Origin of the sequence: Cryobacterium psychrophilum (genome assembly GCF_004365915.1) — a bacterium.
Classification (GTDB): domain Bacteria; phylum Actinomycetota; class Actinomycetes; order Actinomycetales; family Microbacteriaceae; genus Cryobacterium; species Cryobacterium psychrophilum.
Genome location: NZ_SODI01000001.1, coordinates 857,328 through 883,824 on the forward strand (window position 1 = coordinate 857,328; position 26,497 = coordinate 883,824).

Consider the following 26,497-nt stretch of genomic DNA (forward strand, 5'->3'; position numbering starts at 1 on the left):
CTCGTTCATTCGTCGTAGTCGTAGCTGTGAGTGTTCACGGTCACCGTCAGCCGCACGGTGCCGGCAGCCGGCGCCCCCGGCACGGTGCAGGTGTTCGAAGAATCGGCGGAGGTGGGCTCGCCGGTTGTCTCACGCACCGAGCAGGCGTAGCTGGCCGGAATCGACCCATTGGGCGGGTCGTTGGTCCACGAGAACCGGCCGGTGGCGGCGTCGTAGGCGACTCCGCCCACGACGCGGGTGATGGATGCCTCCGGTGCGGTCGCCGGCGCAGCCCACGGACCGCAGCCGCCCCAGACGTTGCACGCGCGAATTTCCACCGAGACGGTGTCCCCGAAGGCGCCGCCGAGCAGCTCCCTGGGCCAGCCCGTGCCGCTGAAGGCGACGATCGCACCGGTGCCGTCCGCGGACCGCAGCTCGTATCGGTCAGCACCGACGACGACGCCCGCGGTGACCTGGTAATCCCACGCCGTACCGTGGGAACGCATGGTCCCCGTGACGAGGGGGGCGCCGGCGGGGTCAGCGCGGATCACGGCGGAGGCCACCTGGGACACGGCGCATCCGGCACGGTTGTAGCCCCAGACCACGAAGGAGTAGCGTCCGTTGTTGCCGCTGAGCCCCTCGAACTGTGCCGAGGTCGAGGTGCCGGAGACTGTGAGCTGGGCGTCGACGGCTCCCCCCTCGACCGGGGCCGTCACCGTGCCGGGGGCCGGGGACGTGACAGAGCACGCCTGCGCTCCCGACGGCGCCCGGTTGCCGGTGATCCGCTGTACGACGTAGCCGGCCACCGGATCGCCGGAGTTGGGGAAGGGGCTCCACGACACGGTCACCGTTCCGGTGGCGTCGCTTCCCGACGCCACGATGCTGGTCGCCTGCGGTGGTCCATAGGGTTTGCCGGTGCCGCGGGCGACGGTCCAGCTGGAGAGTTCGGGTAACGCGTCGTTTCGGGCACTCACGGTGAATTCGACGTTTGCGCCATTCGACAGGCCGCTCACGTCGATACTGCACCGCGCCGCCGTCGCGCACCGCGCCCCGGTGGCACTGACCTCCGGTTGCGTCTTCCCGCCAACGGTCACCACATAGCCGCGGATGGCCGTGCCGCCACCGCCCGGCGACACCGCACCCCAGCTGAGGCGAAGCCCCCCGTCGAGCGGCGCGGCGGCCAGGCCGGTCGGTGCTCCCGGAACGACGTCGGACCACACGTCGCCGCGCAGGGTGGTGGAAGCGGACGCCCCGATCGCGTTCTGCGCGGTGACCGACACCCGCACGGCGTTGTCGCGTCCATTTCCGCGGGTGAAGACCTGGCACGACGTGGCGTGGCACAGTGTCGTCCCCACGACCGCACCGGAGCCGGCGTCACGGAGCACGAGCTGATAACCGGTGATCGGTGAGTTGTTCGCGGCACCGGCAGTGAACGACACCGTGAGGGAACCGTCCCCGAAACCACCGACGCTGACGTTGGTCACGGCCTCCGGCACGTCCTGGACCGAGATGCGTACGGTGCCCCAGGCGTAGCGGTCGGGGTCGCCCGTGGCATCCGCCACCTGGTACTGCAGGTTCGTGTCAACGGGCGCCGCGTCCGCGGACACACGGATGCTGAGCCGGCTGGAATCGGTGCTCGGGGTGATCGTGACCCCCGGCGGAACGTTGGCTCCGCCGAGGCCACGCACGTCCACCACGCGCAACGGAGTCGCGGGGAAGGGGTTTGCCGCCTCGTCGTTGGCGAGCACGTCAACGACGGTGGTCTGCCCGCGTGGCGCGACGGCGGCATCCGCTGCCGGGATGGCGGTGGGTCGGGTGGATGCGACGACGCGCATATCGATGCGACCGGACCGCCCCTCGGCGAGGCTGTCGCGCACTCCGATCAGGACGGAACGTGAACTGCCCTTGAGGGCGGAGCTGTCGGCGCGGAGGGTGAGCTCGTGACCGCTGAGCGACGAGGTGAAACCGGCGGGTTTCGGGTCGAGCACCGTGAACGCGAGTTCCCCGAGGTCGTTCGGGTACGGGTAGGAGGTGAGCTTGAGAAGGTCGATGACCTTCGTCTGTTCCGGTTCGAAGTCGAGGACGGCGCCGTCGAAGGCGGGCGACTGGTTGTCGCTCGGCGTCACCGTGATCGGGAGCACGATCGTGTTCTTGCGGCCCTCCGGGTCGCTCGCGCTCGAACCGTCGGTCACCTCGAACGAGATGGAGGCCGGACCGTAGTATCCAGCGGCACTGGTGAATTCCAGTCGTGTGGGCGAGGTGGCGAGTGCGGCGCCGTCCGAGTGGGTGGCGCGCACGGTGCCGGTGTCGGTGAGTCGCACCGGCTTGCCACCGACCGCGACCACGTAGTCGTTGATGGTGAGGTTCAGGGTCGCTTCGCTTTTCACCGTGAGCGCCGGCACCCCGCTGCGCACCTGGGGCAGGGCGTCGCGAAAACCGGGGACCCAGACGAAGGCGTACGACACGATACTCGACTCATCGGGGTGCGTGACGGAGAAGGGGATGATCTGACTGCGGTCGGCGACGCTCACCCGGATGCGCCTGGTCTCGGTGACCGTGGCCGCGTCCGTGAAACCGGGCAGCACGGCCACGTCAAGGGTGCTGGACGCACCGTCGGCGAAAAATACCTGGGCGAGCACGTCCACGTCGACCGTCTTGCGGCCCTGAATGTCGCTCAGGGTGAGTCGGGTGTCCCGCGCGATCGGCTGGGACCGGGGCGCGTCCTTGCTCACCAGAACGGTGAGGAAGTTGGAACTCGTGCCGCCGCGTTCGTTCTGGATCACGTAGATGTATCCGTAGCGCCCCTCCCGCTGCGGCGCGGTCACGGCGACGACCAGGTTGTCGATTGCGGCCGAACCCGAGTCGACTCCCGGGTTGCTCGCTTCGACGCTCACGATGCTCAGAGTGCCACCGTCCGGGTCGGAATCGTTGCCGAGTACCTGCACCGAGACGGTGCTGCCGGGGCGCACGACGACCTCGTCGGGGGCGGCGATTGGATTGCGGGCACCGTCGAGACGGGCGCTGATGCCCACGCGCACGGTTCCGACGGCGCGGGCGCCGAGCGCATCGACGATCGCGTAGGTGAATGTGTCGGTGCCGGCGGAGTATTCACCGGCGGTGTACTCGAACGATTCGGAGTCCATGCCCGTGACGGCGCCCTTGTCGGGGTTGGTCTCCTGGCCGATCAGCTGCACCGAATCGCCGTCGGGGTCGATTCCGTTGAGCGGAATCGGAATGTGCACGGTGCCGCCGGCGAGGACCCGGGCAACGACGGTCTGGGGCTCCGGCGCGTTGTTGGTCGCGGCATCCGCTTCGCGCACCAGGATGCGAACCTCGGCGTTGGCGAATTGCCCGTCGGGCGCGGTGACCCGGTACACGGCGCTGTAGTTGCCAGCCGTGGCGGGGGCGAGGTAACGCAGCACGGTGCCCGAGGCGAAGAGCACCCCGGCCTGGCCGGTCAGGCCCTCGGTCAGCACCGGGTCAAGGGTGAGCGGGTCGCCGTCGGGGTGTTCGTCGTTGGCGAGCACCGGGATGTCGATGGCGTCGTTCACTCGAACCGACACCGTGTCGGGCAGTGCGCGCGGGGCCTGCTTCTGCGACACCGCGGGAAGTTCAATGACCGTGACGCTGCCAGCGGATTCGACGAGCCCGTTGCTCACCCGGTAACCGAAGGACACCGAGCCGGTGGCCAGCGGCTGGGTGAGGGTCACCCGCAACAGTCGCTGTTCGAGAATTTCCACCCGCAGGCCGCTGTCCGCGGGGATGTTCGTCGTTCCCGTCACCAGCAAGACGCCGCCGGCCGGGTCGAAGTCGGTCGCGAGCACGTCGACGAGCGTCGGCTGGCTGCCGCGGATGAATGCGGTGTGCGGCACGGTGACGGGGGTGCTGGCGCCGGAGGCCGCGGCCGACACCTCGACGCGCACCTGCCCGGTCGCCGTTTCCGTTCCGTCCGTCACCGCATATTCGAGGTAGTGCGTGCCGACCTGCATGCTCACGAAGCGGAACGTGCCGTCATCCCACCGCGGCGTGATCGTCACGTTCGGTTTGGCGGGAACGCTGCTCAGCCGCAGCACACCCGAACCGCCCCTCGTGTGCTCAAGCGGTGACAGTGTGATCTCGGCGCCCGCGGTTGCGAGGGCGGAGTACGAGTCGGTCAGGATCGGCACCGTGCCCGCAGGCCGCACGAACACCGTCAACGTTCCCGTGCCCACGTCGCGACCATCCGACACGGTCAGTGCCACGTCCGTGCGCTGCTCGGCGTCGGCGTTGCCCGTTCCGCCGTGCGTGAAGGTCACCGCTCCCGTCGGTGTGAAGCCGACCTGGTCCGGCGCCGTCGCCGCCGCGGACGCGAGGTAGAACGGGTCACCGTCGGGGTCGATCCAGTCCCCGAGCACCTGGGCGGCGACCTGGCCCGATGTCTCGGCCGTGGCGCGGGTGGCGCGCACCTGAACGGGCGCGGAGTTCTCCTCGACGCCGCGAACGCTCACCGTCACCGAGGCCGACGCCGTTCCGCCGCGACCGTCGCTGATCGCGTAGCTGAACGTCACGGGTTCCGTTGCCGAAGGCGGCAGGGTGAGCTGCACCTGCTGGTTGTCGGCGACGAGTTCGAGGCGTCCCCGGTCCGCAGAGATCTCACTGAAGCTGGTGACCAGGAGCACGTCGTCGTTCGCGTCATAGTCGTTGAGCAGTACCGGGAGCACGGTCGCCCGGCCCGGCCGGGCACCGAAGTCGTCGTCGACGGCCACGGGAGGCATCTGCGCCTGTTCGAAGGTCGGCGGGGTATCGCCGTTGTCCTCCTCCACCTTCTGCTCGGTCTGATCGGTGTCAATCAGGTCGGCCCAGTTGTCAATGCGCTCGCCACGTCGTTGCACGGCCCACGTGGTGCCGTTGTAGGAGTCGTTGAGCACGACACCGTCACCGTTCATGCGCAATTCCAGCCGGGCGGATGCCGCAATCCCGTCCAGGGTCATCTCGGCAGCGGTCATATCGGCAGCGCCCGGTTCGCCGTCGCAGTCCCGCCAGGCGGTCCCGTCCGACCACGCGGCATACGCGCACGCGCCAACGGATGCCGGTGCCGCCGCCGAACCGTGGCGTCCCGTCAGGAGCGGCTCGGGTGTTCCGCCAGTGAGGTTCACGGAGAGCAGGCCGCCCTCGTGCGCCACGAGCACCCGGTCGGCCGACGCCGCCGCGTGTTGGATCACGGGGTTGTTCGTGACCCCGAGGTCAACGTCTGCCTCGGCGAGGAAGACGTGTGAGGTGGTGGCGTTGAGCAGCGCCCAGCTGCCGGCCACACTGGAGACCTCGTACTCGTCATCCGCCGCCCCAACCAATCTTTGGCCTGGCTCGCCGGCGGTCGCCTCTCCGGCCAGCGTCGTCGCGAGCGTTACTGTCGTCACGACAGCGTTTGCCGTCGTCGTATCGACCTGCAGCAGGCTTCCCGTGCCAGGGGTGAAGGCGGTGAGCAGCCCGGCCGGATCGAGCGCCACCAACGTCCCGGCTCCGAGGCTCAGGGTCGGCGCGGACAAGCCGTCGAAATCGGCAATTTCCGCGGCGGGCAGTGTCCAGATGTCTCCGTTGGACGCAACGACGGCACGGTCGGCTCCGAGCAGCACGGTCGGCGCGAGCGGGGGAAGCGGCACGCTCCCGGTGACCTGCGCCGTCGCCGCATCGACAATCTCGAGCGAACTGTTGCCGTGGTCGAGCACGAGCACCGTCGCACCTCGTTGCAGCACGTCGATGCTGCTGCTGTCGACGGCGACGACGGTGTTGAGCTCCATGACGGCGGTGTTGGCGCGGCCCACCGATTGGCGGGACTCGTTGGTCACCCAGACGGCCGCATCGCCGAGGTCGAGCCGCTCGGCGGTGTACCCGCCGGATACGACGGCGACCGTCGCGACGAGTGCCGCGATCACCGTGCCGCTCGTGATGGTCCCGATCAGCGAGCGATGGGTCCGACCCCAGGCCCACCTCACCGGGTCACCCGTGAACTCACTGATTCACCGCGGCGTCGACGCATTTCTCTGCGCTGGGTTCGCCGGCAGCCCCTGCCCGGTTCACCGTCACGGTGAGACAGACCGTGCTCCGGCCCTCCGGATCAACACCGAATTCGGTTCCGCGCTGGATGCTCTTCTCTCCCGAGCGCAGCTGGACGACATAGTTGTCGCTGGAGAGCACACCGGGATTCTCCCACTGAAAAACGATCGAGGCGCCCTGTACCGCGCCGGTGACGTCGCTCACGCGTGGGATACCCGCGGTGTTGCCACCGGCGAGCAGCGTCACCACCATGGCGGCCGTTCCCGCCACGAGGATGAGCCCGGCCGCCCAGGCGAGGCCGGACCAGCGCTGCGGGCGGCGCCGCCCGGAGTACGATGTGTCTCGCCGCCCGCGGGTTTGCGTGCCGCGGGTTTGGCCCGTTCGGGTACGGGCCGAGGAGCGCTCCCGCCTCATCGCCCCCACACGGGCTGAGCCGCCGGAACGGCGACGCACGGCTCCCGCCCCCGCGAGCACACCGGGGCCGGTGATCCGGGTCTGATCCAGCGGGTCCACCGGCGTGGCCGCCGCCCAATCATCGACGGAGACCTCAAGTGGTGTCTGCGCCAGACCCAGTTCGGCTTCAACCGATTGCAGCTCCCGGATCAGCTCCAACACGCTCTGCTGGCGCTGCTGCGGCGAGCGGCGCATGGCACGCGCGAGGATCTCGTTCAACCGGGGCGGAACATCCGCTCGATCGATGGGCGCGACCCTGGCCCGCGCGATGCGTGCCGTGAGCCCGGCCGTCTCATTGTCGCCGCCGGGCACCTCGAAGGGAGAGCGGCCCGCCAGAAGCGAGTAGAGGGTGGCGCCGACGGCCCAAACCTCCGTCGCGATCGAGCCGGGCACGTCGCCGTGCAAAACCTCGGGGGCCGACCACGGAATGGACAGGCCGACAACGTCTGAGCGCACGTCCCGGGCACCGAGGTCGTTTCCGCTGCCCGTTTCGGCATCGGCGAGCGTGGCCGCTATGCCGAAGTCCGAGAGCACCGGATGCCCATATGCCGTAATGAGAATGTTGGAGGGTTTGATGTCCCGGTGCAGCACACCCGAGCGGTGGGCGCTCTCAACGGCGCTGGCAATCTTGATGCCGATCCGCAGCACATCTGGCACGCTCAGCGGCTCCGCTCGGTAGCGCTGGCTGAGATTGGCTGAGCAGTATTCCATCACGAGGTACGGTCGGCCGTCGGCCGAGACGCTCGATTGAAAAACGGTGAGAATGGACGGATGCGAGCCGAGCTGGGCCATCACGTTGGCCTCGGTGCGGAAGAGATCACGAACCTGATCGTTCACCACACTTTTGAGCAGAACCTTGACGGCCACGGGGCGGCGAGGCAGGTTCTGTTCGAACAGAAAGACGTCGGCGAACCCACCGGAGCCGAGAGCCCGCACGTAGGTGAAACCCGGAAGCGTCGGCGGCGTTGACGGGAGACGTCGTGCCATGATCGCCTCCGCGCCGCTTCAGGTAGACCGGTCACGATTCACCGGAACCACGCCACCGAGAGACGGCACCGTGACCCCCATTGTAGGGTGACTCGGCGACCGTTTTCGCCGGTAGGGATCAGTTTTTTGCGCTCACCCGATCGGTCGAGTGATCTGCCGTGCCGGTGAGGTCGTTGACGGTCACAACGTCAAGCACGATCACGGTCACGTTGTCGCGGCCACCGTTCTCCAGCGCCGCCTCCAGAAGCGCCGCCGCGGCATCCGCTGCGTGCGGATTCGACATCAGGAAGTGCCGAATCCCGTAGGACGTGATCTCTTTGGAGAGACCGTCGGAGCACACCAGGATGCGCATTCCCGCCTGCAGGGGCAGAATACGATAATCGGGAATGGGCGGCTCGTGGAACCCGACGGCCCGGGTGATGATATTGCCGTGCGGGTGCACCTCGGCCTCTTCGCGCGTGATACGACCAGCGTCGAAGAGTTCCTGAACGACGGAGTGGTCGGTTGTGACCTGCTCCAGAACTCCGGCGTTGAGCTGGTACACACGTGAATCGCCAATGTTGAAGGCAATCCAGTTCGGCGCTCCAGAGACCACGGCGAGAGCGACGCCGGTTACCGTCGTACCGGTCCCCTGGTCGGTGACGCCAGCGCCCTTCGCCATGTCCTCGACCGCGAGGCTCAGCGCCGAGTCGATGGACGGAGCGTCGAGCACGGGCCTGCCGGCGTGTTCGGCGAGGCGTGTCACGACGGCCGCGCTGGCAACATCACCGGCGGAATGACCGCCCATGCCATCAGCGACGGAGAAGATGGGCGATTCGGCGAGCACGCTGTCCTCGTTCACTTCACGCCGGTGACCGACATCCGTCAGGGCGGACCAGGCCAGGGTTACGCTCTTGCCGGTGGAGGGCAGCTCGACCGTGAATTCCGTCGAGCTCTGACCAATCTGGGTCACGGGTGATGCCTTCCAACGTCGAATCTGCAGAGAATGAGCCGGCCCCTGTTCAACGGAGGACTTCGATGATGTTACCGTCCCCAATGTCCACCCGTGTACCGGGACGCACCGCGACGGATTGTCCCGCGCGAAGTCGCTGGCGCCGTCCGCGCGCCGGAAACACCATTGTTCCGTTCGTGGACCCGACGTCGGTGACCACCACGGAGTCGCCATCCTGGCGAATTTCCAGGTGCGTCGCCGAGACCGCTGACGTGCGGGAGGCAATGGTGATCAGTCGTGAGGCGCCGCCGGCTCCGACCCGAGTCGGCTGCGGGTGCCGTCCCAGCAGGTACACGGTGTCCAGCCGGCGTTCTGTCCCGTCGGGCAGGCGGAACCCGTAGCGTTCGAGCGGAACATCAGCCTGCTCGGGTGCCGGGTGCCCGCTGTTCTCCCGTGCCGGGGCGACGCCCCTGGCGGATGCGCCCGGCACCCGAAGAATGGTGTCCTCGGCGGGAAGCGGGGCGACATTCGCGGTAATCGGGCTCGCAGACCACGGCGCGCGCAGGACCGTGTCGTCGAAACCGTCGCCCGGCTGCGCTGTCGACGATGGCGGGGGCGGGTTCATCGGCGCGTCTCGGTGCTGCGGGTCTGCCGCCCGGCCGACCGTCTGGGCCGATGAAGACTGGACTGATGAGAACTGGGCCGATGAGAATTCGGCCGACCAGAACAGGGCGCTGCCCGAGATTGCCCCGGGGCCGATCGTTTGGCCGGACTCGAGTTCGGCGGGACTGACCCGAGCGATCCCCGGGGACCCGATGGCGATCCCGGTGACGGAGACGAAGTCGCCCGACCACCATGGCGACGCGCCGCCATCCGAGATGCGTCGGGAACCGCCGATCGAGAACACATCGACCACAACGGATCCACGCACGACCACGGATACCCGCACGCCGTCGGCATCGGTCGGCTCCCCCGGGATGACGACGGCGAAACTGTCAACGGCCTCGTCGCCGCCCTGCGGAATCAGCGCCAGAACGTCGTCGACCGTGGCGCCGGAGCGCTCAGCCCGGCCGTGGAGCGTTTCCAGGAGATGCGCCGGGGTTGCCACCGGAAGAGCGACCAGGAGGTCAGATCCCACAATGAACGTCCACTCCGGCGCGGATCCGGGCCACAGCGCACAGCCCACTCGTCCCACGTTCATTCCCCCACCTCTTTCCGCACGGCCGGGAGCCGCACGGCCCCGGTTCTCGCTTAAGTCTGCACTACCAGTATGAGCCGAATGCCCGACAAAATCACGTCGCACCGGGCTCTCCCCTGTCGCCGTGACCAGCGGCGGGCACCATATAGACCCAGTCGGGGAGAAGGCCAGACGACAGCATCCGGTGCAGCAGAACGGCCATTCCGTAGCTCGGATCGATCGCGAGCGCCCGGTCGATGAAGATCGCGGCGACCGAGCCGCGTCCGAGCGCCCACGACAGCCAGGCGAGCATGCACAACGGTGCAGTCCTCGTCGGTCTCGGCGCGCTCGCGACCACAAGCTTGAGCAGTGCGATTCCGCGTTCGATCCGCTCGGGGTCGGGCCGTTGATCGGTCAGGCCGAGCATGAGGTCTCCGATGACCGCGGCCTCCGGGCTGATACCCCGCTGGTGCTGCTCGATGACGAGGTCATCGAGGTCCCGCCCGGTCACCGCCTGGAGTGCCCAGTAGTACTGGTTCACGGCCCGGGCGTTCTCCCCCACCTCGCGCCCGAACGCGAATTGCAGCATGACCTGGTCCCTGTTGCCTGCGCCCTGCAGAACGAACACGAGCCGGGCCACGACATTGGCGTGAAGGGCCGCAGTATCCCACGTGAGGGCATCCTCGGCGATGTCAACGGAGTCAAGAACCTCACCCACCACGGGCAGGAGCTCCGCGGGAGGACCCGACGGTGCGTGCAGCCCGGCGTAGCGGCGGTACTCGCGGGCCACGCGCTCGCGCTGGGCGGGTGACACCCTGGGCAGTTCCGTGCCGCTGGCGAGCGTTCCGATGCTCCCCCGCGCACCCGGCGGAGGGGGTTCGTGCACGCGGGAGTCCGTGATGAACCCGAGCGACCGGCCGGAGGCCGGACAGTGCGGGTCCAGGTAGGAACCCCAGGCATCGGCGCCAACGCACAGGGCATCACGAACGAGGAAACCGCTCATTTCAGCGCGTTTCACGAGGCAGCCCATGAAGCGCTCCTGCGGAATCCCGTTCGCCTCGGTGAAGGATTCCCCGGTGTACGCCACCGGCACGACGGCGTCCACTCCGGGAATCTTGCACAGGGTCCCGATGAGGGTTGTCGCGATGCGTCTCAGCACCTTCGCGGCGGCATCCGCTTCGGGCAGGTTGAAGCGCAGTGCACCACAGGTGCGATTGCCGCGAAAGGCGACGAGGACCATGCTCTGCTCGGGCTGAAACCCGACGAGCTGGGGAACGAGTGCCAGGAAGTCGAATGCTTCGCTGGTCTTGACGATTGTCGGCTGCATGCGATCAGAATGGCCGCCGTCGCCCCCGAGGAAGGCTGCCGGCGGCCACTCTGGGCACAACCACGTCGGTGGCGTGCTGGGGAGGAACCGCTACTGGGTCAGACCTCGTCCGCGATGGGAGCGGCGAACTGCGCCTCGTAGAGCGCGTGGTAGGCCCCACCGGCGGCAAGCAGGTCCGCGTGGCTGCCCTGCTCCACGATCCGGCCGGATTCCATCACAAGGATGAGGTCGGCATCACGAATCGTCGACAGCCGGTGCGCGATAACGAAGCTCGTGCGTTCGGCCCGCAGCGCGCTCATCGCCTTCTGCACGAGCACCTCGGTGCGGGTGTCCACGGAACTCGTGGCCTCATCGAGGATGAGCACGCTCGGCTTGGCCAGGAATGCCCGCGCAATCGTGAGCAGCTGCATCTCACCAGCACTCACGTTGCCGCCCTCATCGTCGAGCACCGTATCGTAGCCGTCGGGCAGGGAGTGCACGAACCGGTCAACATACGTGGCCTTGGCGGCGTCGAGTATTTCCTCCTCCGTGGACTCCGGCCGGCCGTAGGCGATGTTGTCGCGAATCGTTCCACCGAACAGCCACGTGTCCTGCAGCACCATGCCCATTCGGCTGCGCAGGTCGCGACGCGTCATCTGAGCCACGTCAACGCCGTCGAGCAGAATGCGTCCCGAGTCGATCTCGTAGAAGCGCATCATGAGGTTGACGAGGGTGGTCTTTCCCGCACCCGTCGGCCCCACAATGGCGATCGTCTGCCCGGGCTCAGCCACGAGGCTCAGGTCTGCGATCAGCGGCCGGTCCGGCGTGTAGCGGAACGACACGTCTTCGAAGACCAGGCGCCCGTGCATCCCCTCGGGTGTTTCGGCTTCCTGGAGATCTTCGCTCTGCTCCTCGGCATCGAGCAGGTCGAAGACTCGCTCAGCGGATGCGACGCCGGACTGCAGCAGGTTCGCCATCGATCCGAGCTGTGCGAGCGGCTGCGTGAATTGGCGGGAATACTGGATGAAGGCCTGCACATCACCGAGCTGCATGGCCCCGGAGGCCACCTGCAGGCCACCGGCGACCGCGATCGCCACGTACACGAGGTTGCCGATGAAGGTCATCGCCGGCATGATCAGGCCGCTGATGAACTGCGCGCCGAAACTCGCCTCGTACAGCTCCTCATTTTTTGCTGTGAAACGTTCTTCGACCTCTTTCTGCCGACCGAATACCTTCACGAGCGCATGGCCGGTGAAGGTCTCCTCGATCTGGCCGTTGAGCTCGCCCGTGTTTCTCCATTGCCCCACGAATAGTTTCTGGGAGCGCTTGGCGATGAGTGCGGTGATCACCAGGGTCAGCGGCACCGTCACGAGGGCGATGAGCGCGAGCAGCGGCGACAGCAGGAACATCATCACGATGACACCGATCACGGTGAGCAGTGAGGTGACGACCTGGCTGAGCGACTGTTGCAGGCTCTGCGAGATATTGTCCACGTCGTTGGTCACGCGGCTGAGCAGATCGCCGCGCGGCCGCTTGTCAAAGTAGCTCAGCGGGAGGCGGTTGATCTTGGCCTCGATCTCCTCACGCAGGCGATACACGGTGCGCTGAACAATGCCATTGAGGACGAACGCCTGCAGCCAGCTGAACACGCTCGAGAGCACGTAGAGCGCGAGCGCCCAGAACAACACGGTGGAGAGCATCGCAAAGTCGATGCCGAGCCCCGGTGTGAGTGTCATCCCGCTGAGCATGTCGGCCCTGGCCGTATCGCCGGAGGCACGTAGTTGATCAATGACGGCGGCCTGCGTCGTTCCCGTCGGCAGCGCCTTCGAGACGATGCCGGAGAAGATGAGGTTGGTGCCCTCGCCGAGAAGACGTGGGCCCAGCACGGCGAACGTGACACTGATGACGGCCAGTCCGAACACGAGCGCAAGCCACAGTCGCTCCGGGCGCAGCTTCCCCACGAGCCGCTTGCCGGAGGCCGTGAAGTTCAGCGCCTTCTCGGCTGGCAGGTTCATACCGCCGAAGGGTCCACCGCCGCGCGGCGGACGTGCGGCCGGCTTGTCGGTGGTGCTGGACTCGCTCATGCTGCTTCCTCCGCGGTCAGCTGGGAGGACACAATTTCCTGATAGGTGGTGTTACTTTCCAGCAGCTCCTCGTGGGTGCCCCTGGCCACAATGCGGCCGTCCTCGAGAACGAGGATCTGATCGGCGTCAATGATGCTCGAGACACGCTGGGCCACGATCACCATCGTCGCTCCCTCCGTGCTCTGCTTCAGGGCCAGCCGGAGACGGGCATCCGTTGCAAGGTCGAGCGCCGAGAACGAGTCATCGAAGATGTAGAGGTCCGGACGTTTGACGAGGGCTCTGGCAATGGCGAGCCGTTGGCGCTGGCCGCCGGAAACGTTCGTTCCGCCCTGCGAGATGGGCGCATCGAGCCCGCCCTCCATCTCCTCCACAAAGTCTTTCGCCTGCGCGATGGTGAGGGCCCGCCAGAGTTCCGCCTCGGTGGCATCCGGCTTGCCGTATCGCAGGTTGCTGCGCACGGTACCGGAGAACAGGTAGGGCTTCTGCGGCACAAGTCCGATGTTGCCCCAGAGCAGGTCGGGGTTGAGGTCGCGCACGTTGACGCCATCAACGAGCACCGAGCCGCTCGTGGCGTCGAAGAGCCTGGGCAGCAGATTGACGAGGGTGGATTTGCCGCTGCCGGTGCTCCCGATGATGGCAGTCGTTTCGCCGTGGCGGGCAATGAAACTCACGTTGCGCAGCACGGGCTGTTCGGCGCCCGGGTAGGCGAAGCCCACGTCGAGGAGTTCGAGTTCGCCATGCCCGATGGTTTCGTTCACGGGGTTCGCGGGGGGCACCACACTGGAGTCGGTCGAGAGTACCTCGCTGATGCGATCGGCAGACACCGCGGCGCGCGGGATCATGACAGCCATGAACGTGGCCATCATCACGGCCATCAGAATCTGCATGAGATAGCTGAGGAAGGCGATGAGCGTGCCCACCTGCATGGATCCGTCCTCGATCCGGAAGGCACCGAACCAGATGACGGCGACGCTCGACACGTTGAGCACGAGCATGACGATGGGGAACATGAGCGCCATCAGCCGCCCGGAACTCAGCGCGACCTCGGTCACGTCGCGGTTGGCAACAGCGAAGCGCTCGGTCTCAACGTCTTCGCGCACAAAAGCACGCACGACGCGGATGCCGGTGAGCTGCTCCCGCAGAACCCGGTTGACCGTGTCGATGCGGGTCTGCATCTTGCGGAACAGCGGCACCATCTTCACGATGATGAGGCCTACGGCCACGAGCAGGATCGGAACACTCACGGCGATGAGCCAGGACAGCTGCACGTCCTGGCGGATGGCCATGATGACCCCGCCGATGCTGAGGATGGGGGCGGACACGAGCAGCGTGCAGGTGGTCAGCACGAGCATCTGCACCTGCTGCACATCGTTGGTGGACCGGGTGATGAGCGAGGCCGGCCCGAAGCGGGTCACCTCCTGCTCGGAGAACTCTCCCACGCGGGTGAAGACTCCGGCGCGCAGGTCACGTCCCACCTTCATGGCGACCTTGGCGCCGAAGTACACGGCCACGATCGCGCACAGGATCTGCGCGAGCGTGATGAGAAGCATGACGCCGCCGACGCGCAGGATGTAGCCGGTGTCCCCCTTCGCCACGCCCTCGTCGATGATGTCGGCGTTGAGGGTGGGCAGAAAGAGCGAGGCGATCGACTGGCCGAGCTGAAACACCACCACCGCCACGAGCAGTGGCCAGTATGGCCGCAGGTAGCGCACGAGCAGTTTCCACAACAACACGGGTTCTCCTATTTCAGTGCGAGGTCGGGAATGGCAGCGAGTGGCGACGCGGGCGCGTCGACGGGGACAGGAGCGAGATCTTTGTGATGGGCGCCCATCGAGCCGTCGGCGCGGCGCCCCATGATGCCATACAGAATGACGTCCGTCACCTCATCGGCGCTGAACGTCAGCCCGCCACGGATCTGCTGGATCGACGTCGAGAGGGCCACCATGCGAATGATCTGGCCCGCCCGTTCCGCACCGAAGTTCAGCCGATCGAGATCGGCTTCGACAGCCTGGCCGAGCACGTCTGTGAAATCATGCCGGGGGTCGTGCGCATGTGGGGGCCCGAACCGGCCCAGGGCGGTCATGATCGTGAACACGGTTGTGAATCGGTCGCGCATCAGCACGACAATGGCGCGCACCTTGTCCTCGAGAGGCAGCGTCACGTCAATGCCCCTCAGCCGATCCCGGAACGGCTCCGGGTCGAGCTGACGGTCGACGGCAGCCTGGATCAGCTCATCTTTCGTGCCGAAGGCCCGAAAGATGGTCCCCTCGGCGATACCGGCCCCGGTGGCGATCTGTTTGGTCGTGAGCGCCTGGCCGTGCTCGATCAGCAACGGCGTCACGACGTCGATCAGCATCTCCTGCCGGTCTTCGACCGACAGGGAACGGGCTCGGGTTGCTTTATTACTCACCCCAGAATACTAACTGAGTGAGCGCTCACTCACAAACGGTTGTGTCGTTAAACGCACCGGTCAGGCGAACAGGTCAGAGATGAACGCGAGGTCCTCGATGGTGGGCTGCCACATCGACGCTGCGGTCGCGTTCGCCACGATTTGTTCCGGCCTGGTTGCCCCGGCAATCACGCTCGTGAGCCCCGGCTGCGCGAGCAACCAGGTGAACGTGGCCGCGAGCATCGTGACCCCACGCTCGGCGCACCAGGCCTCGTACCGCTCGATCGTGTCCCACGGAGCGTTCTCAACCAGGTGCGGCCGGATCATCATGATGCGGCTGTCCGCCGGCCCCCCGCTGGGCGAGAACTTGCCGGTGAACAGCCCGTTGTAGAGCGGGAAGAAAGGCAGAAAACCGAGTCCGTAGGCGTTGACGGCGGGAAGCACCTCCTTCTCCGCGCCGCGCACCAGGAGGCTGTACTCGTTCTGGCTTGAAATGAACTTCGGGTGCCCGTTCAGCGTGGCGGTGAACTCGGCCTCGGCGATCTGCCACCCGGCCAGATTCGAGTGGCCGATGTAGCGAATCTTGCCCTCGCTGATCAGGTCGTCGAGCGTTGAGAGCGTCTCCTCGATCGGCGTGTGCGGGTCGGGCTCATGCAGTTGGTACAGGTCGATCCAGTCGGTCTGCAGGCGCCGCAGCGACGCTTCAACGGCCAGGCGGATGTACCGGCGCGAGCCGCGTGCGCCCCAATCGGGCCCGTTGGCCCCGCCCATGTCCATACCGAACTTGGACGCGAGCACGATCCGGTCGCGTTTGCCCTTGAGTGCATGTCCCATGAGCGTTTCACTCTGGCCACGCTCGGCGCCGTAGATGTCAGCGGTGTCGAACAGCGTCACGCCCACATCGATCGCGGCATCGATTACCGCGTTCGTACCCGCCTGCGACGCGGTCACCGTTCCCGCTCGCCCGAAGTTGTTACACCCCAGCCCGATCGTCGACACGGTGAGTCCGGATGCGCCAAGCCTGCGGTATTCGATCTGAGCCATATGCCAACACTACGACGACTCACGACTCCTCCCCAGGCCGGGCGCGTCCACCGGCGCACAGATGTCCGAATCCCGCCAGCCTGCGATCGGGGTGGCGGCTACAGTCGAAATATGACCACTTCCGATACCTCGCTGATCCGCGTGGCCAGCCCCATCGGTCGGCTCGAGATCACCGCCGATGCCACCGGCATCGTGTCGCTGTCCGTCGAACGCGAAGGCATGCTTCCCCTCGAATCGATGGCGGAGTCCCCCTCCCCCATGCTGCGTATGGCCGCCGCACAGCTCGGTGAATACTTCGCCGGCACGCGCACCGCTTTCGACCTTCCCGTGCGCCTGACAGGCGGCACCGTATTCCAGCAGCGCGTCTGGCGCGGCCTGCAGGGGCTTCGTTTCGGGGAGGTCATCTCCTACGGTGACCTCGGCGCCGCGATCGGTCGCCCCGGATCGGGCCGTGCCATTGGCGGTGCCGTTGGCGCCAATCCCGTGCCGATCATCATCGCGTGTCATCGCGTGCTCGCGTCCACCGGTCGCATCACCGGGTACAGCGTCGGCGCGGGCATTCCGACCAAGGCCTGGTTGCTCGGCCTTGAGGGCATCGCCCACACGGTATGAGCGACGCAATGCCGATGCAGCCCGCCTTCCTCTCGCTTGGTGACGACGGGGTGTCCCGTTGCGGCTGGGTGGGAACCGACCCGGACTACCGGCGCTACCACGACGAGGAATGGGGCCGTCCCCTCCGCGACGACCAGAGACTCTTCGAGAAGGTCTGCCTGGAGGGGTTTCAGGCGGGGCTGTCCTGGATCACCATTTTGCGCCGCCGGCCGGTGTTTCGGGAGGTCTTCCACGATTTCGACGTTGACCTGGTCGCCGAGATGACCGCGGACGACGTGGAGCGGCTGCTGGGCGACGCTCGGATCATCCGTCACCGCGGCAAGATAGAGGCCACCATCAGCAACGCCAGAATCACCCGTGACCTCGGCGAGAGCCTCGGGCAAATCATCTGGAGCTTCGCGCCCGCAGTGCCCCGGGTTCGAGCGGTGCGCAGCTACGCCGATATCCCGGCCATCACGGAGCAGTCGACGGCGCTGAGCCGTGAGTTGCGGCACCGAGGCTACACGTTCGTGGGTCCCACCACGATGTATGCGCTCATGCAATCGGCGGGGCTGGTCGACGACCATCTCGTGGGCTGCCACCTGGCACCCGTCGAGCAGGAGGGCGGGCCGAGTAGCTAGTCGGGAATCAGCCCGAGCGCCCGCACGGCCTCGCGCTCCTCCACGAGCTCGGCAACGGATGCGTCCACTCGCGCCCGGGAGAACGCCCCCATCTCGAGTCCCTCAACGATCCGCCACGCTCCGCCAACGGAACGCACGGGGAACGAACTCACCAGGCCGGCCGGCACGCCGTATGAGCCGTCGGAGGCCACGGCAGCGCTTGTCCACCCACTGCCAGTGCCGTTCACCCAGTCGAAGACGTGGTCGAGCGTCGCGCTGGCCGCCGACCCGACGGAAGAGGCGCCGCGCACGCGAATGATCTCCGATCCACGGTTGGCCACCCGCGGAATGAAGGTCTCCGCCAGCCAGGACTCGCCAACGAGGTCAATCACGGGCCGACCATCGACCGTGGCGTGAAACACGTCCGGATATTGGCTTGCCGAGTGATTGCCCCAAATGGTGAGTCCGGCGATCGACGTGACCGGCACCGCCAGGTGCGCGGCCAGCTGGGCCACCGCGCGATTATGATCGAGCCTGGTCATCGCCGTGAACCGTTCCGCCGGGACGTCGGGGGCGTGCGCGGCCGTGATGAGCGCATTCGTGTTGGCGGGGTTGCCCACCACGAGCACGCGCACGTCGTCTGCGGCCCCCGCGTTGATGGCCCGCCCCTGCGGGCCGAAGATGCGTCCGTTGGCCTCGAGCAGGTCAGCTCGTTCCATGCCCGGGCCTCGTGGGCGAGACCCGACCAGCAGCCCCACGTTGACACCGTCAAAGGCGCGAGTGGCGTCATCCGTCACCTCGACCGATTGCAGCAGCGGGAAGGCGCCGTCGTGCAGTTCAAGCGCAGCGCCCTCGGCCGCGTTGAGTCCCTGCGGGATCTCGAGGAGCCTGAGTTTGATGGGCACGTCGGCACCGAGCAGCTGGCCGGATGCAATGCGAAAAAGCAGTGCGTAACCAATCTGTCCGCCGGCGCCGGTCACGGTCACATTCCTGGCTTCTGTGGGCACGCTCACACCTTAGCCAGTTTCGGTCGTCCGGGGAAGCGAACCCCGTTTCGGCCGGCCGGGAACCTGTGGCTAGGGCCAGAAGATGGTGAACTCCGGTGCGGGACGGCTCGCGTCCACCACCAGTTCCAGCTCGCCGGCGGCACCTGGTCGCAGAATGATCTTCAGGGATCTCGCCCAATCGATGAGCTCATCCGTGGTCTGAAAATCGACGGCGTTCTGCACGAGCGCGCGCACGAATTCTCCCTTGGACTTCTTATTGAAGTGGTTGAGCGCCCGAGTACCACCGTCCACGTCCGTGACGACGCGCAGGAACACCGACTCCGCACGCTTCGGAGCCGCCCCGAGCGCCACGTAGGCCTCGGAGCGGAGGTCCAGCAGGAGACCGGGAGTGTCCTTGAGCACGGCCGCGACCGGTGCCCCCCAATGCTTCTTGAGGGCAAGGTCGGGGAGGCGCGAATCGGGGGAAATCCGGTACGCCGGAATCGCATCCAGCGCCCCGATGGGACCGAAGAGGGCAGAATGCACGAGCACGTGTTTCGCGGCAAAGTCACGTTGCTGTTCGGTGAGGGAGCCACCATCCAGGGCATCGAAAATGACGCCGGTGTAGCGGTCCACGGCCGGCATCGTGAGCGACGTCAGGAGAGAGCGGTTGCGCTCGATCTCGGCTGACTGCGTGCGGCCCAGTTTGAGTGCCGTCATGGCGGCATCCGGGTTCTTCGACAGGCTGACGAGGGCGCGGGCGAGCGAACGCCGTGCCGGAGTCAGGGACGGGAATGACAGCGTGGGCCAGTCCAGGGGTACAGCTTCGCCGCCGGAGCGTTTCGTCTCCGACGGCGGAAGCAGTACTAACATGCCGTTCTATACAGCTGGTGAACTAAACCAGTGCCGCCTGGCGGGCGACGATGGTGACAATGTCGTTGTCAACGGACAGGAATCCGTCGGCAGCTTCAGCCACAATCTTCGACCCGTCGGCCAGGGTGAGGCGAACCTCACCCTCAGCGAGGATAGCCAACAGGGGCTCGTGGCCGGCCAGAATACCGATCTCGCCTTCCACGGTGCGCGCTACGACCATGGTCGCCTCGCCAGTCCAGACCTGCTGGTCCGCCGAAACAACGCTGACGCTCAGCGGTGCTGCCATGTTTAGCCGTTCTCTTTCTGAATCTGAGCCCACTTCTCTTCGACGTCGTTGATGCCACCGACGTTGAAGAAGGCCTGCTCGGCCACGTGGTCGAAGTCACCGTTGGCGATTGCCGTGAACGACTCGATCGTGTCCTTGAGCGGAACCGTGGAACCCTCAACACCGGTGAACTTCTTCGCCATGTAGGTGTTCTGGCTCAGGAACTGCTGGATACGACGGGCACGGGAAACCGTGACCTTGTCCTCTTCAGAGAGCTCGTCAACACCGAGGATCGCGATGATCTCCTGGAGTTCCTTGTTCTTCTGCAGAATGGCCTTGACGCGAACGGCCGTGTTGTAGTGATCGACACCCAAGTAACGGGGGTCAAGGATACGACTCGTCGAGGTGAGCGGGTCGACGGCCGGGTACAGGCCCTTCGACGCGATTTCGCGCGACAGTTCCGTCGTGGCGTCGAGGTGGGCGAAGGTGGTCGCCGGTGCCGGGTCGGTGTAGTCGTCCGCGGGGACGTAGATCGCCTGGAGGGAGGTGATCGAGTGTCCACGGGTCGACGTGATGCGCTCCTGGAGGACACCCATCTCGTCGGCGAGGTTCGGCTGGTAACCCACGGCGGACGGCATACGGCCAAGCAGCGTGGAAACCTCTGAACCGGCCTGCGTGAAGCGGTAGATGTTGTCGATGAAGAGCAACACGTCCTGCTTCTCAACGTCGCGGAAGTACTCAGCCATGGTGAGGGCGGAGAGTGCGACGCGAAGACGCGTTCCTGGCGGCTCGTCCATCTGGCCGAACACGAGGGCTGTCTTATCGAAGACCCCTGCTTCTTCCATCTCGGCGATGAGGTCGTTGCCCTCACGGGTACGCTCACCGACTCCGGCGAATACCGATACACCACCGTGGTTCTGCGCAACACGCTGGATCATTTCCTGGATCAGCACGGTCTTGCCAACGCCGGCTCCACCGAAGAGTCCGATCTTTCCGCCGAGGACATACGGCGTCAGGAGGTCGATGACCTTGATGCCGGTTTCGAACAGCTGAGTCTTGGACTCGAGCTGGTCGAAGGGCGGCGGCTTGCGGTGGATGGGCCAGCGCTCCGTCACTTCGATCTTCTCGCCGGGAGCGGCGTTGAGCACATCCCCGATGACGTTGAAGACCTTACCCTTGGTGACGTTTCCAACGGGAACGGTGATGGGGCTTCCGGTGTCCCGAACTTCCTGGCCGCGAACGAGTCCGTCGGTCGGGTTCAGGGCAATCGCGCGAATGAGGTCATCGCCGAGGTGCAGTGCAACCTCAAGCGTGATCTCGTTCGTCTCTCCACCGATCGTGATGGAGGTCTTCAGGGCGTTGTACATGCCGGGGATCGAGTCATGCGGAAACTCGATGTCGACAACGGGGCCGGTCACGCGAGCGACACGGCCAACAGAGCCGGCCGTATCCTCCGCGAGGACTGGCGCGGTTACGGTGTCAGTCATTGCTCTCTCTTCTCTGGTTACTTCTTGGCGGATGAGAGCGCATCGGCTCCACCCACGATCTCGGAAATCTGCTGGGTGATCTCGGACTGACGTGCGTTGTTCGACAGCCGCGTGTAGTCCGTGATGAGCGTGTCAGCGTTGTCGCTGGCCGACTTCATGGCCTTCTGGCGGCTGGCGTGCTCGGAGGCCGCGGACTGCAACATGGCGTTGAACAAACGGCTCTCGATGTAAACCGGGAGCAGACTGTCCAGCACCGTTTCAACGTCCGGTTCGAACTCATACAACGGCAAAATCTTGTTATCGTCGGTGGCCTCAGCGGCACCCTCGACAACCTCAAGGGGAAGCAGTCGTACGACCTCGGGGACCTGCGTGACCATGCTCACAAAGCGGTTGTACACAATGTGAATCTCGTCGACTCCACCGTCGGTGTAATCCCGAAGGAAGGTCTCGAGAAGAGCCTCACCAATTTCCTTGGCCGTTTCAAACTGCGGCAGATCAGTGCCGCCGGTCCAGACGCGTTCAGACGCCCGGTTGCGGAACGCGAAGTAGGCAATCGACTTACGCCCAACGAGGAAGTAAGTGACGTCCTTGCCCTGGTTGCGGAGCAGTTCGCTCAGCGACTCCGCTTCGCGCAGAACCTGTGAGCTGAATGCTCCGGCCAGACCGCGGTCGGAGGCGAAGATGACGACGGCAGCGCGTTGAATCTTCTCCGGTTCGGTGGTGAGTACGTGCTCAACGTTCGAGTACGTAGCCACTGCGGATACGGCGCGGGTGACCGCTCGCGAATACGGGGTTGACGCAGCGACTCGCGCCTGCGCCTTTTGAATGCGCGAGGCGGAGATCAGCTCCATGGCCCGAGTGATCTTCTTAGTCGTCTGGGCAGACTTGATTTTCTGCCGGTAGACGCGAAGTTGCGCTCCCATGTATCTCCTGGTTTCCTTGTCTGTCAGTGATTAATCGGGCGGCGACGCTTTAGCGACGGTGCTTGACGATCTTTTCCTGAGTGACTTCTTCGACGGCGATGGCCTCGAACTTTTCGGTGCCCACGGAGGCAAGTGTCTTGCCTTCGCCGGTCTGGAATTCGAGCTTGAATTTGTCGATCTCAGTCGTCATGCTCGATACGGTGTCGTCGGTGAGCAGGTTGGACTCGCGCAGGTCCGACAGCACCGTGGTGTTGCGGGCCAGGTAGTCGAGCAGTTCGCGCTCGAAGCGCAGAACGTCTGATACCGGAACCTCATCGAGCTTGCCGTTGATGCCGGCCCAGATCGAGACGACCTGGTCTTCGACGGGGTACGGCGAGTACTGCGGCTGGCGCAGCAGCTCGGTGAGGCGGGCGCCGCGAGCAAGCTGGCGGCGGCTGGCCGCGTCGAGGTCCGATGCGAACATGGCGAAGGCCTCGAGTGAGCGGTACTGCGCGAGCTCAAGCTTCAGCGTTCCGGACACCTTCTTGATCGACTTGAACTGGGCGTCCCCACCGACTCGCGAGACCGAGATTCCCACGTCAACAGCGGGACGCTGGTTGGCGTTGAAGAGGTCGGACTGCAGGAAGATCTGGCCGTCGGTAATCGAGATCACGTTGGTCGGGATGTACGCTGCAACGTCGTTGGCCTTGGTCTCGACGATCGGCAGACCCGTCATCGATCCGGCGCCGAGGGCGTCGGAGAGCTTGGCACAACGCTCGAGAAGTCGGGAGTGAAGGTAGAACACGTCCCCGGGGTACGCTTCGCGTCCCGGCGGACGGCGCAGGAGCAGCGAAACGGCGCGGTAGGCCTCTGCCTGCTTGGACAGGTCATCGAAGACGATGAGAACGTGCTTGCCAGCGTACATCCAGTGCTGGCCGATGGCCGAACCGGTGTACGGGGCGAGGTACTTGAAGCCGGCCGGGTCAGAGGCGGGGGCGGCGACGATGGTGGTGTACTCCATCGCTCCGGCATCCTCGAGCGCACCCTTCACCCCGGCGATGGTGGAGCCCTTCTGGCCGATGGCGACGTAGATGCAACGCACCTGCTTCTTCGCGTCGCCCGACTCCCAGTTCGCCTTCTGGTTGATGATGGTGTCGATCGCGATGGCGGTCTTACCGGTCTGGCGGTCACCGATGATGAGCTGACGCTGACCACGGCCGATCGGGATCATGGCGTCAATGGCCTTGATTCCGGTCTGCATGGGCTCGTGCACGCTCTTACGATCCATGACGCCGGGCGCCTGCAGCTCGAGGGCACGACGCCCTTCGGTTGCAATCTCGCCGAGACCGTCGAGGGGCTCACCGAGCGGGTCGACGACGCGGCCGAGGTAGCCGTCTCCAACAGGAACGGAGAGAACCTCGCCGGTGCGGTGCACCTCCATGCCCTCAACGATTCCGGCGAACTCGCCGAGTACGACGACACCGATCTCGTCTTCGTCGAGGTTCTGGGCGAGGCCCAGGGTACCGTCGGCGAATTTGATGAGCTCGTTGGCCATCACGCCGGGCAGTCCCTCTACGTGGGCGATGCCATCGCCTGCGGTGGTGACGTAGCCGACCTCGGTGGTGGAGGTCTTGTTCGGCTCGTAGGACTTGACGAAGTCCTGGAGAGCGTCGCGGATCTCATCGGGGCTGATCGTTAGTTCTGCCATCATCTTCCCTTTTCTGTACTGGTTGTACAGGTGTTAGCTGTTGTGAAACGCTGCCGTCTCGAGGTTTGTGTGGTGCTGCTCGTTCTAGTGAGCGAGCTGAAGTCTCAGGTCCGCGAGGCGGGTAGCGATGCTGCCGTCAATGACGTCATCACCAATCTGAATGCGCACGCCGCCGAGAACCGCCGGGTCAATGACCAGGTTGATGCTGAGCTTGCGTCCGTAGCGCTCCGACAGGCTCTCGGTGAGTCGCTGGAGTTGGGCCGGGGCCAGGGCTCCGGCAGACGTTATTGTGGCGATCGACATTCCGGCCTGGTCTGCGACAACCGCGGCAGCCTGCCGAAGCAGCTCACCGATTCGGCGGCCGCGAGGCTGCTGAACGAGGTGGCGCACGATGGCGAGCGTCTGACCGGAGACTTTCCCGGCCAGAAGAGTGTCAACCAATCCCGCTTTCGCCGCCGGGCGACCCAGCTTGCTGGCCAGGGCCAGCTCCAGGTCGGCGTCCGAAGATACGGCTGTTCCGAACGCGAACAGTTCCGCACCAATCGACACCTCGGCCGGGGCCGAAATCGCGGTCGCCCGCAGGCCCAGGTCTTCAATGCCGGCGAGCAGGTCATCGTGGTCTGACCAACGCTCGGCCACAACGGCTCCCAGGAGTTCGAGTGCCTGGGGTGTCACGGTGCTGCCGAATACTGCCTTGACCAGCGTGACCTTCGCCTCAGCGGATGCCGCCGGGTCAGCCAGCGCGGAGAGCAACTGCGACGAGGCACCCACAACACGGCCGGCACTGAAGAGGCTTTCGCCCGTGGCCAGATCAATCGTTGCTACCGAGTCGGACAGAACCGATCTCGATGATGCCAATGCTTCTCTGGTGGCGCTTCCCATTGACTACTTCTTCCCTGCTGTCTCGGCAGCGTTCTCCGAGGCTTCAAGTTCAGCCAGGAAGCGGTCGACAATAGCGCTCGCCTTGGCGTCGTCGGTCAGGCTCTCGCCAATGACACCGGATGCCAGGTCGATGGCCAGGGTTCCCACTTCACTACGAAGTGAAACAACGGCTGACTGACGCTCGGCTTCGATCTGAGCCTTGGCGCTTGCGGTGACGCGAGCGGCCTCTGACACGGCCTGGTCCTTGTGCTCAGCGACAATGCGCTGGCCGTCGGTGCGTGCCTGGTCACGAATCTGTCCAGCTTCGGCGCGAGCCTCAGCGAGCTGAGCCGTGTACTGCTCGAGAGCAGCTTCGGCCTTGCGCTGGGCGTCGTCGGCCTTGGCGATGTTGCCCTCGATGGCCTCTGCACGGTTGTCAAGAAGCGTCTGCATCTTCGGAAGAGCGTACTTCCAGAAGAAGAACAAAATCACGACAAAGCAGACAGCCGACCAGATGATGTCGTAGACAGCCGGGATGAGGGGGTTTTGCGCCTCTTCCGTGGCGGCGGCTGCAATTACTGCGTGAAGCATCATGCCTCCTTTACTAGTGAGAAAAGAGGACTAGGCCGTGAAGATGAAGTACGTGGCGATGCCGATGAAGGCGAGCGCCTCGGTGAAGGCGATACCAATGTACATCAGGACCTGAAGGCGGCCGGCCAGTTCGGGCTGACGAGCAACACCCTCAATGGTCTTTCCGACGACGATACCCACACCGATTGCCGGGCCGATGGCTGCGAGGCCATAACCGACAGTCGCGATGTTGCCGTTGATTTCCGCGAGAACGGTTGTTGCGTCCACGTGTGTTTCCTTCCGTAAGGGGTGAATGCGGCGAGTGCCGAATTCTATGTCTAGTGTTCCTCAGCCAGCGCGAGCTGGATGTAGACGGCGGTGAGTAGGGCAAAAATGTAGGCCTGCAGGACCGCGATCAGGATCTCGAAGAGGGTGAAGGCGAATCCGAAGACGAGCGTTCCAGCTCCGAAGAGCTTGAATCCTCCGTCAGCCGTGAAGAAGAAGAACTGTGTTGCGCTGAAGAACAGCACCAACAGCAGGTGGCCGACGATCATGTTCATCATGAGTCGAAGCGTCAGGGTGACCGGACGAATCAGGAAGGTCGAGATGAACTCGATCGGCGTCACGATGATGTAGAGACCCGGCGGCACTCCGGGGGGGAACAGGGAATTTCTGAAGAATTTACCCGGGCTCTTCTTGACGCCGGCGTAAATAAACGCTCCGTAGGAGATGACTCCAAGAAGGAGCGGCACTCCAATCACCGAGGTGCCGGCGATATTGAGGAACGGAATAATTCCCGTGATATTCATGAAAAGGACCATAAAGAAAATGGTCGTGAGAAGCGGCAAGAAACGCTTGCCGTCTTTCTTTCCGAGGAGATCTTCCGCGATGTTGACTCGCACGAAGTCCAAGCCCATTTCGGCCAGGCTCTGCATACGCGTCGGAATGATCTTCATGTTTCGGGTACCGATCCAGAACAACAGAATCAAGACCGCAACCGCAAGAAAGCGGATGAGGATGATTCGGTTCATCTCGAACGGGGTATCCGCGAAGAAGATCACATCAGGAAAGAACTCGTTGATGGATGGACCAATGAAGTCACCGTCACTACTTGCAGACGGGACCAGCAGGTTTACGGCGATTTTTAGCAGCGCTTTCTCCTGTTTCGGGGCGGTGAGCTCTGCTCGCGCTTCGACGAATGTGGGACGGGTTTACGACGCTGTAGAAGAGCTGCAAACCAGGGGGGATCGG

The 26,497-nt window shown here is 65.2% G+C and carries 21 protein-coding genes; 2 read left to right on the top strand and 19 right to left on the bottom strand.

All coding sequences use genetic code 11. The features are described 5' to 3' along the window. Nucleotides 1-5: 5 nt before the first annotated feature. The 9 genes from EDD25_RS04030 to EDD25_RS04070 all read right to left on the bottom strand — a co-directional run bounded on the left by EDD25_RS04030 (nucleotide 6) and on the right by EDD25_RS04070 (nucleotide 16,383). On the bottom strand, nucleotides 6-5,951 hold the full coding sequence (locus EDD25_RS04030; RefSeq protein WP_134172143.1) for an Ig-like domain-containing protein: 5,946 nt from the start codon (nucleotides 5,949-5,951) through the stop codon (nucleotides 6-8). Nucleotides 5,952-5,967: 16 nt separating this feature from the next. Continuing rightward, nucleotides 5,968-7,452, bottom strand: a complete 1,485-nt coding sequence (locus EDD25_RS04035) for a serine/threonine-protein kinase (protein WP_134172144.1) — start codon at nucleotides 7,450-7,452, stop codon at nucleotides 5,968-5,970. A 118-nt stretch (nucleotides 7,453-7,570) separates the two neighbouring features. Continuing rightward, nucleotides 7,571-8,404, bottom strand: coding sequence for a PP2C family protein-serine/threonine phosphatase (locus tag EDD25_RS04040; RefSeq protein ID WP_134172145.1), 834 nt, complete (start codon nucleotides 8,402-8,404; stop codon nucleotides 7,571-7,573). A 49-nt stretch (nucleotides 8,405-8,453) separates the two neighbouring features. Next, complete coding sequence (locus tag EDD25_RS04045) at nucleotides 8,454-9,584, bottom strand: FHA domain-containing protein (RefSeq protein WP_134172146.1); 1,131 nt, start codon at nucleotides 9,582-9,584, stop codon at nucleotides 8,454-8,456. Between the two features lie 91 nt (nucleotides 9,585-9,675). Beyond that, complete coding sequence (locus tag EDD25_RS04050; protein ID WP_134172147.1) at nucleotides 9,676-10,887, bottom strand: DUF4192 domain-containing protein; 1,212 nt, start codon at nucleotides 10,885-10,887, stop codon at nucleotides 9,676-9,678. A 98-nt stretch (nucleotides 10,888-10,985) separates the two neighbouring features. Further along, the gene (locus EDD25_RS04055) at nucleotides 10,986-12,950 is read right to left on the bottom strand and encodes an ABC transporter ATP-binding protein (protein ID WP_134172148.1); all 1,965 of its coding nucleotides are present in this window, start codon (nucleotides 12,948-12,950) and stop codon (nucleotides 10,986-10,988) included. Beyond that, complete coding sequence (locus EDD25_RS04060) at nucleotides 12,947-14,680, bottom strand: ABC transporter ATP-binding protein (RefSeq protein ID WP_134175123.1); 1,734 nt, start codon at nucleotides 14,678-14,680, stop codon at nucleotides 12,947-12,949. Before EDD25_RS04060 ends, EDD25_RS04055 begins: the two co-directional genes overlap by 4 nt. An 11-nt stretch (nucleotides 14,681-14,691) precedes the next feature. Further along, entirely contained in the window at nucleotides 14,692-15,360 is a 669-nt protein-coding gene (locus EDD25_RS04065; RefSeq protein ID WP_134172149.1) for a TetR/AcrR family transcriptional regulator, read from the bottom strand. Nucleotides 15,361-15,420: 60 nt separating this feature from the next. Further along, complete coding sequence (locus EDD25_RS04070; protein WP_134172150.1) at nucleotides 15,421-16,383, bottom strand: aldo/keto reductase; 963 nt, start codon at nucleotides 16,381-16,383, stop codon at nucleotides 15,421-15,423. A 111-nt stretch (nucleotides 16,384-16,494) separates the two neighbouring features. Between EDD25_RS04070 and EDD25_RS04075 the strand changes: the two genes are divergently transcribed. Together EDD25_RS04075 and EDD25_RS04080 are read left to right on the top strand one after the other, a co-directional pair. Beyond that, complete coding sequence (locus EDD25_RS04075) at nucleotides 16,495-16,995, top strand: methylated-DNA--[protein]-cysteine S-methyltransferase (protein WP_134172151.1); 501 nt, start codon at nucleotides 16,495-16,497, stop codon at nucleotides 16,993-16,995. Further along, nucleotides 16,992-17,615: a DNA-3-methyladenine glycosylase I gene (locus tag EDD25_RS04080; RefSeq protein ID WP_134172152.1), complete on the top strand. Its 624-nt coding sequence runs from the start codon at nucleotides 16,992-16,994 to the stop codon at nucleotides 17,613-17,615. The genes EDD25_RS04075 and EDD25_RS04080 overlap by 4 nt, the downstream gene beginning before the upstream one ends. Here the strand turns inward: EDD25_RS04080 and EDD25_RS04085 are convergent. From EDD25_RS04085 to atpB, 10 genes are all read right to left on the bottom strand, one after another. Next, complete coding sequence (locus EDD25_RS04085) at nucleotides 17,612-18,607, bottom strand: malate dehydrogenase (RefSeq protein ID WP_479684280.1); 996 nt, start codon at nucleotides 18,605-18,607, stop codon at nucleotides 17,612-17,614. The genes EDD25_RS04080 and EDD25_RS04085 overlap by 4 nt on opposite strands. 63 nt (nucleotides 18,608-18,670) lie before the next feature. Then, nucleotides 18,671-19,453 carry a YaaA family protein gene (locus EDD25_RS04090; RefSeq protein ID WP_134172154.1) on the bottom strand — a complete coding sequence of 261 codons (783 nt, stop codon included), beginning with the start codon at nucleotides 19,451-19,453 and terminating at the stop codon, nucleotides 18,671-18,673. Between the two features lie 22 nt (nucleotides 19,454-19,475). Beyond that, nucleotides 19,476-19,739 carry a F0F1 ATP synthase subunit epsilon gene (locus tag EDD25_RS04095; RefSeq protein ID WP_134172155.1) on the bottom strand — a complete coding sequence of 88 codons (264 nt, stop codon included), beginning with the start codon at nucleotides 19,737-19,739 and terminating at the stop codon, nucleotides 19,476-19,478. A gap of 2 nt (nucleotides 19,740-19,741) precedes the next feature. Then, the gene (atpD, locus tag EDD25_RS04100) at nucleotides 19,742-21,205 is read right to left on the bottom strand and encodes a F0F1 ATP synthase subunit beta (protein ID WP_134172156.1); all 1,464 of its coding nucleotides are present in this window, start codon (nucleotides 21,203-21,205) and stop codon (nucleotides 19,742-19,744) included. Nucleotides 21,206-21,222: 17 nt separating this feature from the next. Then, nucleotides 21,223-22,128 (bottom strand): F0F1 ATP synthase subunit gamma, encoded by a 906-nt coding sequence (locus EDD25_RS04105; protein ID WP_134172157.1) that lies wholly within the window; start codon nucleotides 22,126-22,128, stop codon nucleotides 21,223-21,225. 49 nt (nucleotides 22,129-22,177) lie between these two features. Beyond that, nucleotides 22,178-23,815, bottom strand: a complete 1,638-nt coding sequence (gene atpA, locus EDD25_RS04110; protein WP_134175125.1) for a F0F1 ATP synthase subunit alpha — start codon at nucleotides 23,813-23,815, stop codon at nucleotides 22,178-22,180. A gap of 84 nt (nucleotides 23,816-23,899) precedes the next feature. Continuing rightward, on the bottom strand, nucleotides 23,900-24,697 hold the full coding sequence (locus tag EDD25_RS04115; RefSeq protein WP_134172158.1) for a F0F1 ATP synthase subunit delta: 798 nt from the start codon (nucleotides 24,695-24,697) through the stop codon (nucleotides 23,900-23,902). A gap of 3 nt (nucleotides 24,698-24,700) precedes the next feature. After that, on the bottom strand, nucleotides 24,701-25,267 hold the full coding sequence (locus tag EDD25_RS04120; RefSeq protein WP_134175127.1) for a F0F1 ATP synthase subunit B: 567 nt from the start codon (nucleotides 25,265-25,267) through the stop codon (nucleotides 24,701-24,703). A 30-nt stretch (nucleotides 25,268-25,297) separates the two neighbouring features. Next, on the bottom strand, nucleotides 25,298-25,534 hold the full coding sequence (gene atpE / locus EDD25_RS04125; RefSeq protein WP_134172159.1) for an ATP synthase F0 subunit C: 237 nt from the start codon (nucleotides 25,532-25,534) through the stop codon (nucleotides 25,298-25,300). 50 nt (nucleotides 25,535-25,584) lie between these two features. After that, nucleotides 25,585-26,388, bottom strand: coding sequence for a F0F1 ATP synthase subunit A (gene atpB / locus EDD25_RS04130; RefSeq protein WP_481764301.1), 804 nt, complete (start codon nucleotides 26,386-26,388; stop codon nucleotides 25,585-25,587). Nucleotides 26,389-26,497 lie beyond the last annotated feature (109 nt).

Coding starts and splice junctions, on each gene's coding strand:
- EDD25_RS04035 (WP_134172144.1), bottom strand. CDS start 7,452: ATGGCACGACGTCTCCCGTCAACGCCGCCGACGCTTCCGGGTTTCACC.
- EDD25_RS04045 (WP_134172146.1), bottom strand. CDS start 9,584: ATGAACGTGGGACGAGTGGGCTGTGCGCTGTGGCCCGGATCCGCGCCG.
- EDD25_RS04050 (WP_134172147.1), bottom strand. CDS start 10,887: ATGCAGCCGACAATCGTCAAGACCAGCGAAGCATTCGACTTCCTGGCA.
- EDD25_RS04055 (WP_134172148.1), bottom strand. CDS start 12,950: ATGAGCGAGTCCAGCACCACCGACAAGCCGGCCGCACGTCCGCCGCGC.
- EDD25_RS04070 (WP_134172150.1), bottom strand. CDS start 16,383: ATGGCTCAGATCGAATACCGCAGGCTTGGCGCATCCGGACTCACCGTG.
- EDD25_RS04075 (WP_134172151.1), top strand. CDS start 16,495: ATGACCACTTCCGATACCTCGCTGATCCGCGTGGCCAGCCCCATCGGT.
- EDD25_RS04080 (WP_134172152.1), top strand. CDS start 16,992: ATGAGCGACGCAATGCCGATGCAGCCCGCCTTCCTCTCGCTTGGTGAC.
- EDD25_RS04090 (WP_134172154.1), bottom strand. CDS start 19,453: ATGTTAGTACTGCTTCCGCCGTCGGAGACGAAACGCTCCGGCGGCGAA.
- EDD25_RS04095 (WP_134172155.1), bottom strand. CDS start 19,739: ATGGCAGCACCGCTGAGCGTCAGCGTTGTTTCGGCGGACCAGCAGGTC.
- atpD (WP_134172156.1), bottom strand. CDS start 21,205: ATGACTGACACCGTAACCGCGCCAGTCCTCGCGGAGGATACGGCCGGC.
- EDD25_RS04105 (WP_134172157.1), bottom strand. CDS start 22,128: ATGGGAGCGCAACTTCGCGTCTACCGGCAGAAAATCAAGTCTGCCCAG.
- atpA (WP_134175125.1), bottom strand. CDS start 23,815: ATGGCAGAACTAACGATCAGCCCCGATGAGATCCGCGACGCTCTCCAG.
- EDD25_RS04115 (WP_134172158.1), bottom strand. CDS start 24,697: ATGGGAAGCGCCACCAGAGAAGCATTGGCATCATCGAGATCGGTTCTG.
- EDD25_RS04120 (WP_134175127.1), bottom strand. CDS start 25,267: ATGCTTCACGCAGTAATTGCAGCCGCCGCCACGGAAGAGGCGCAAAAC.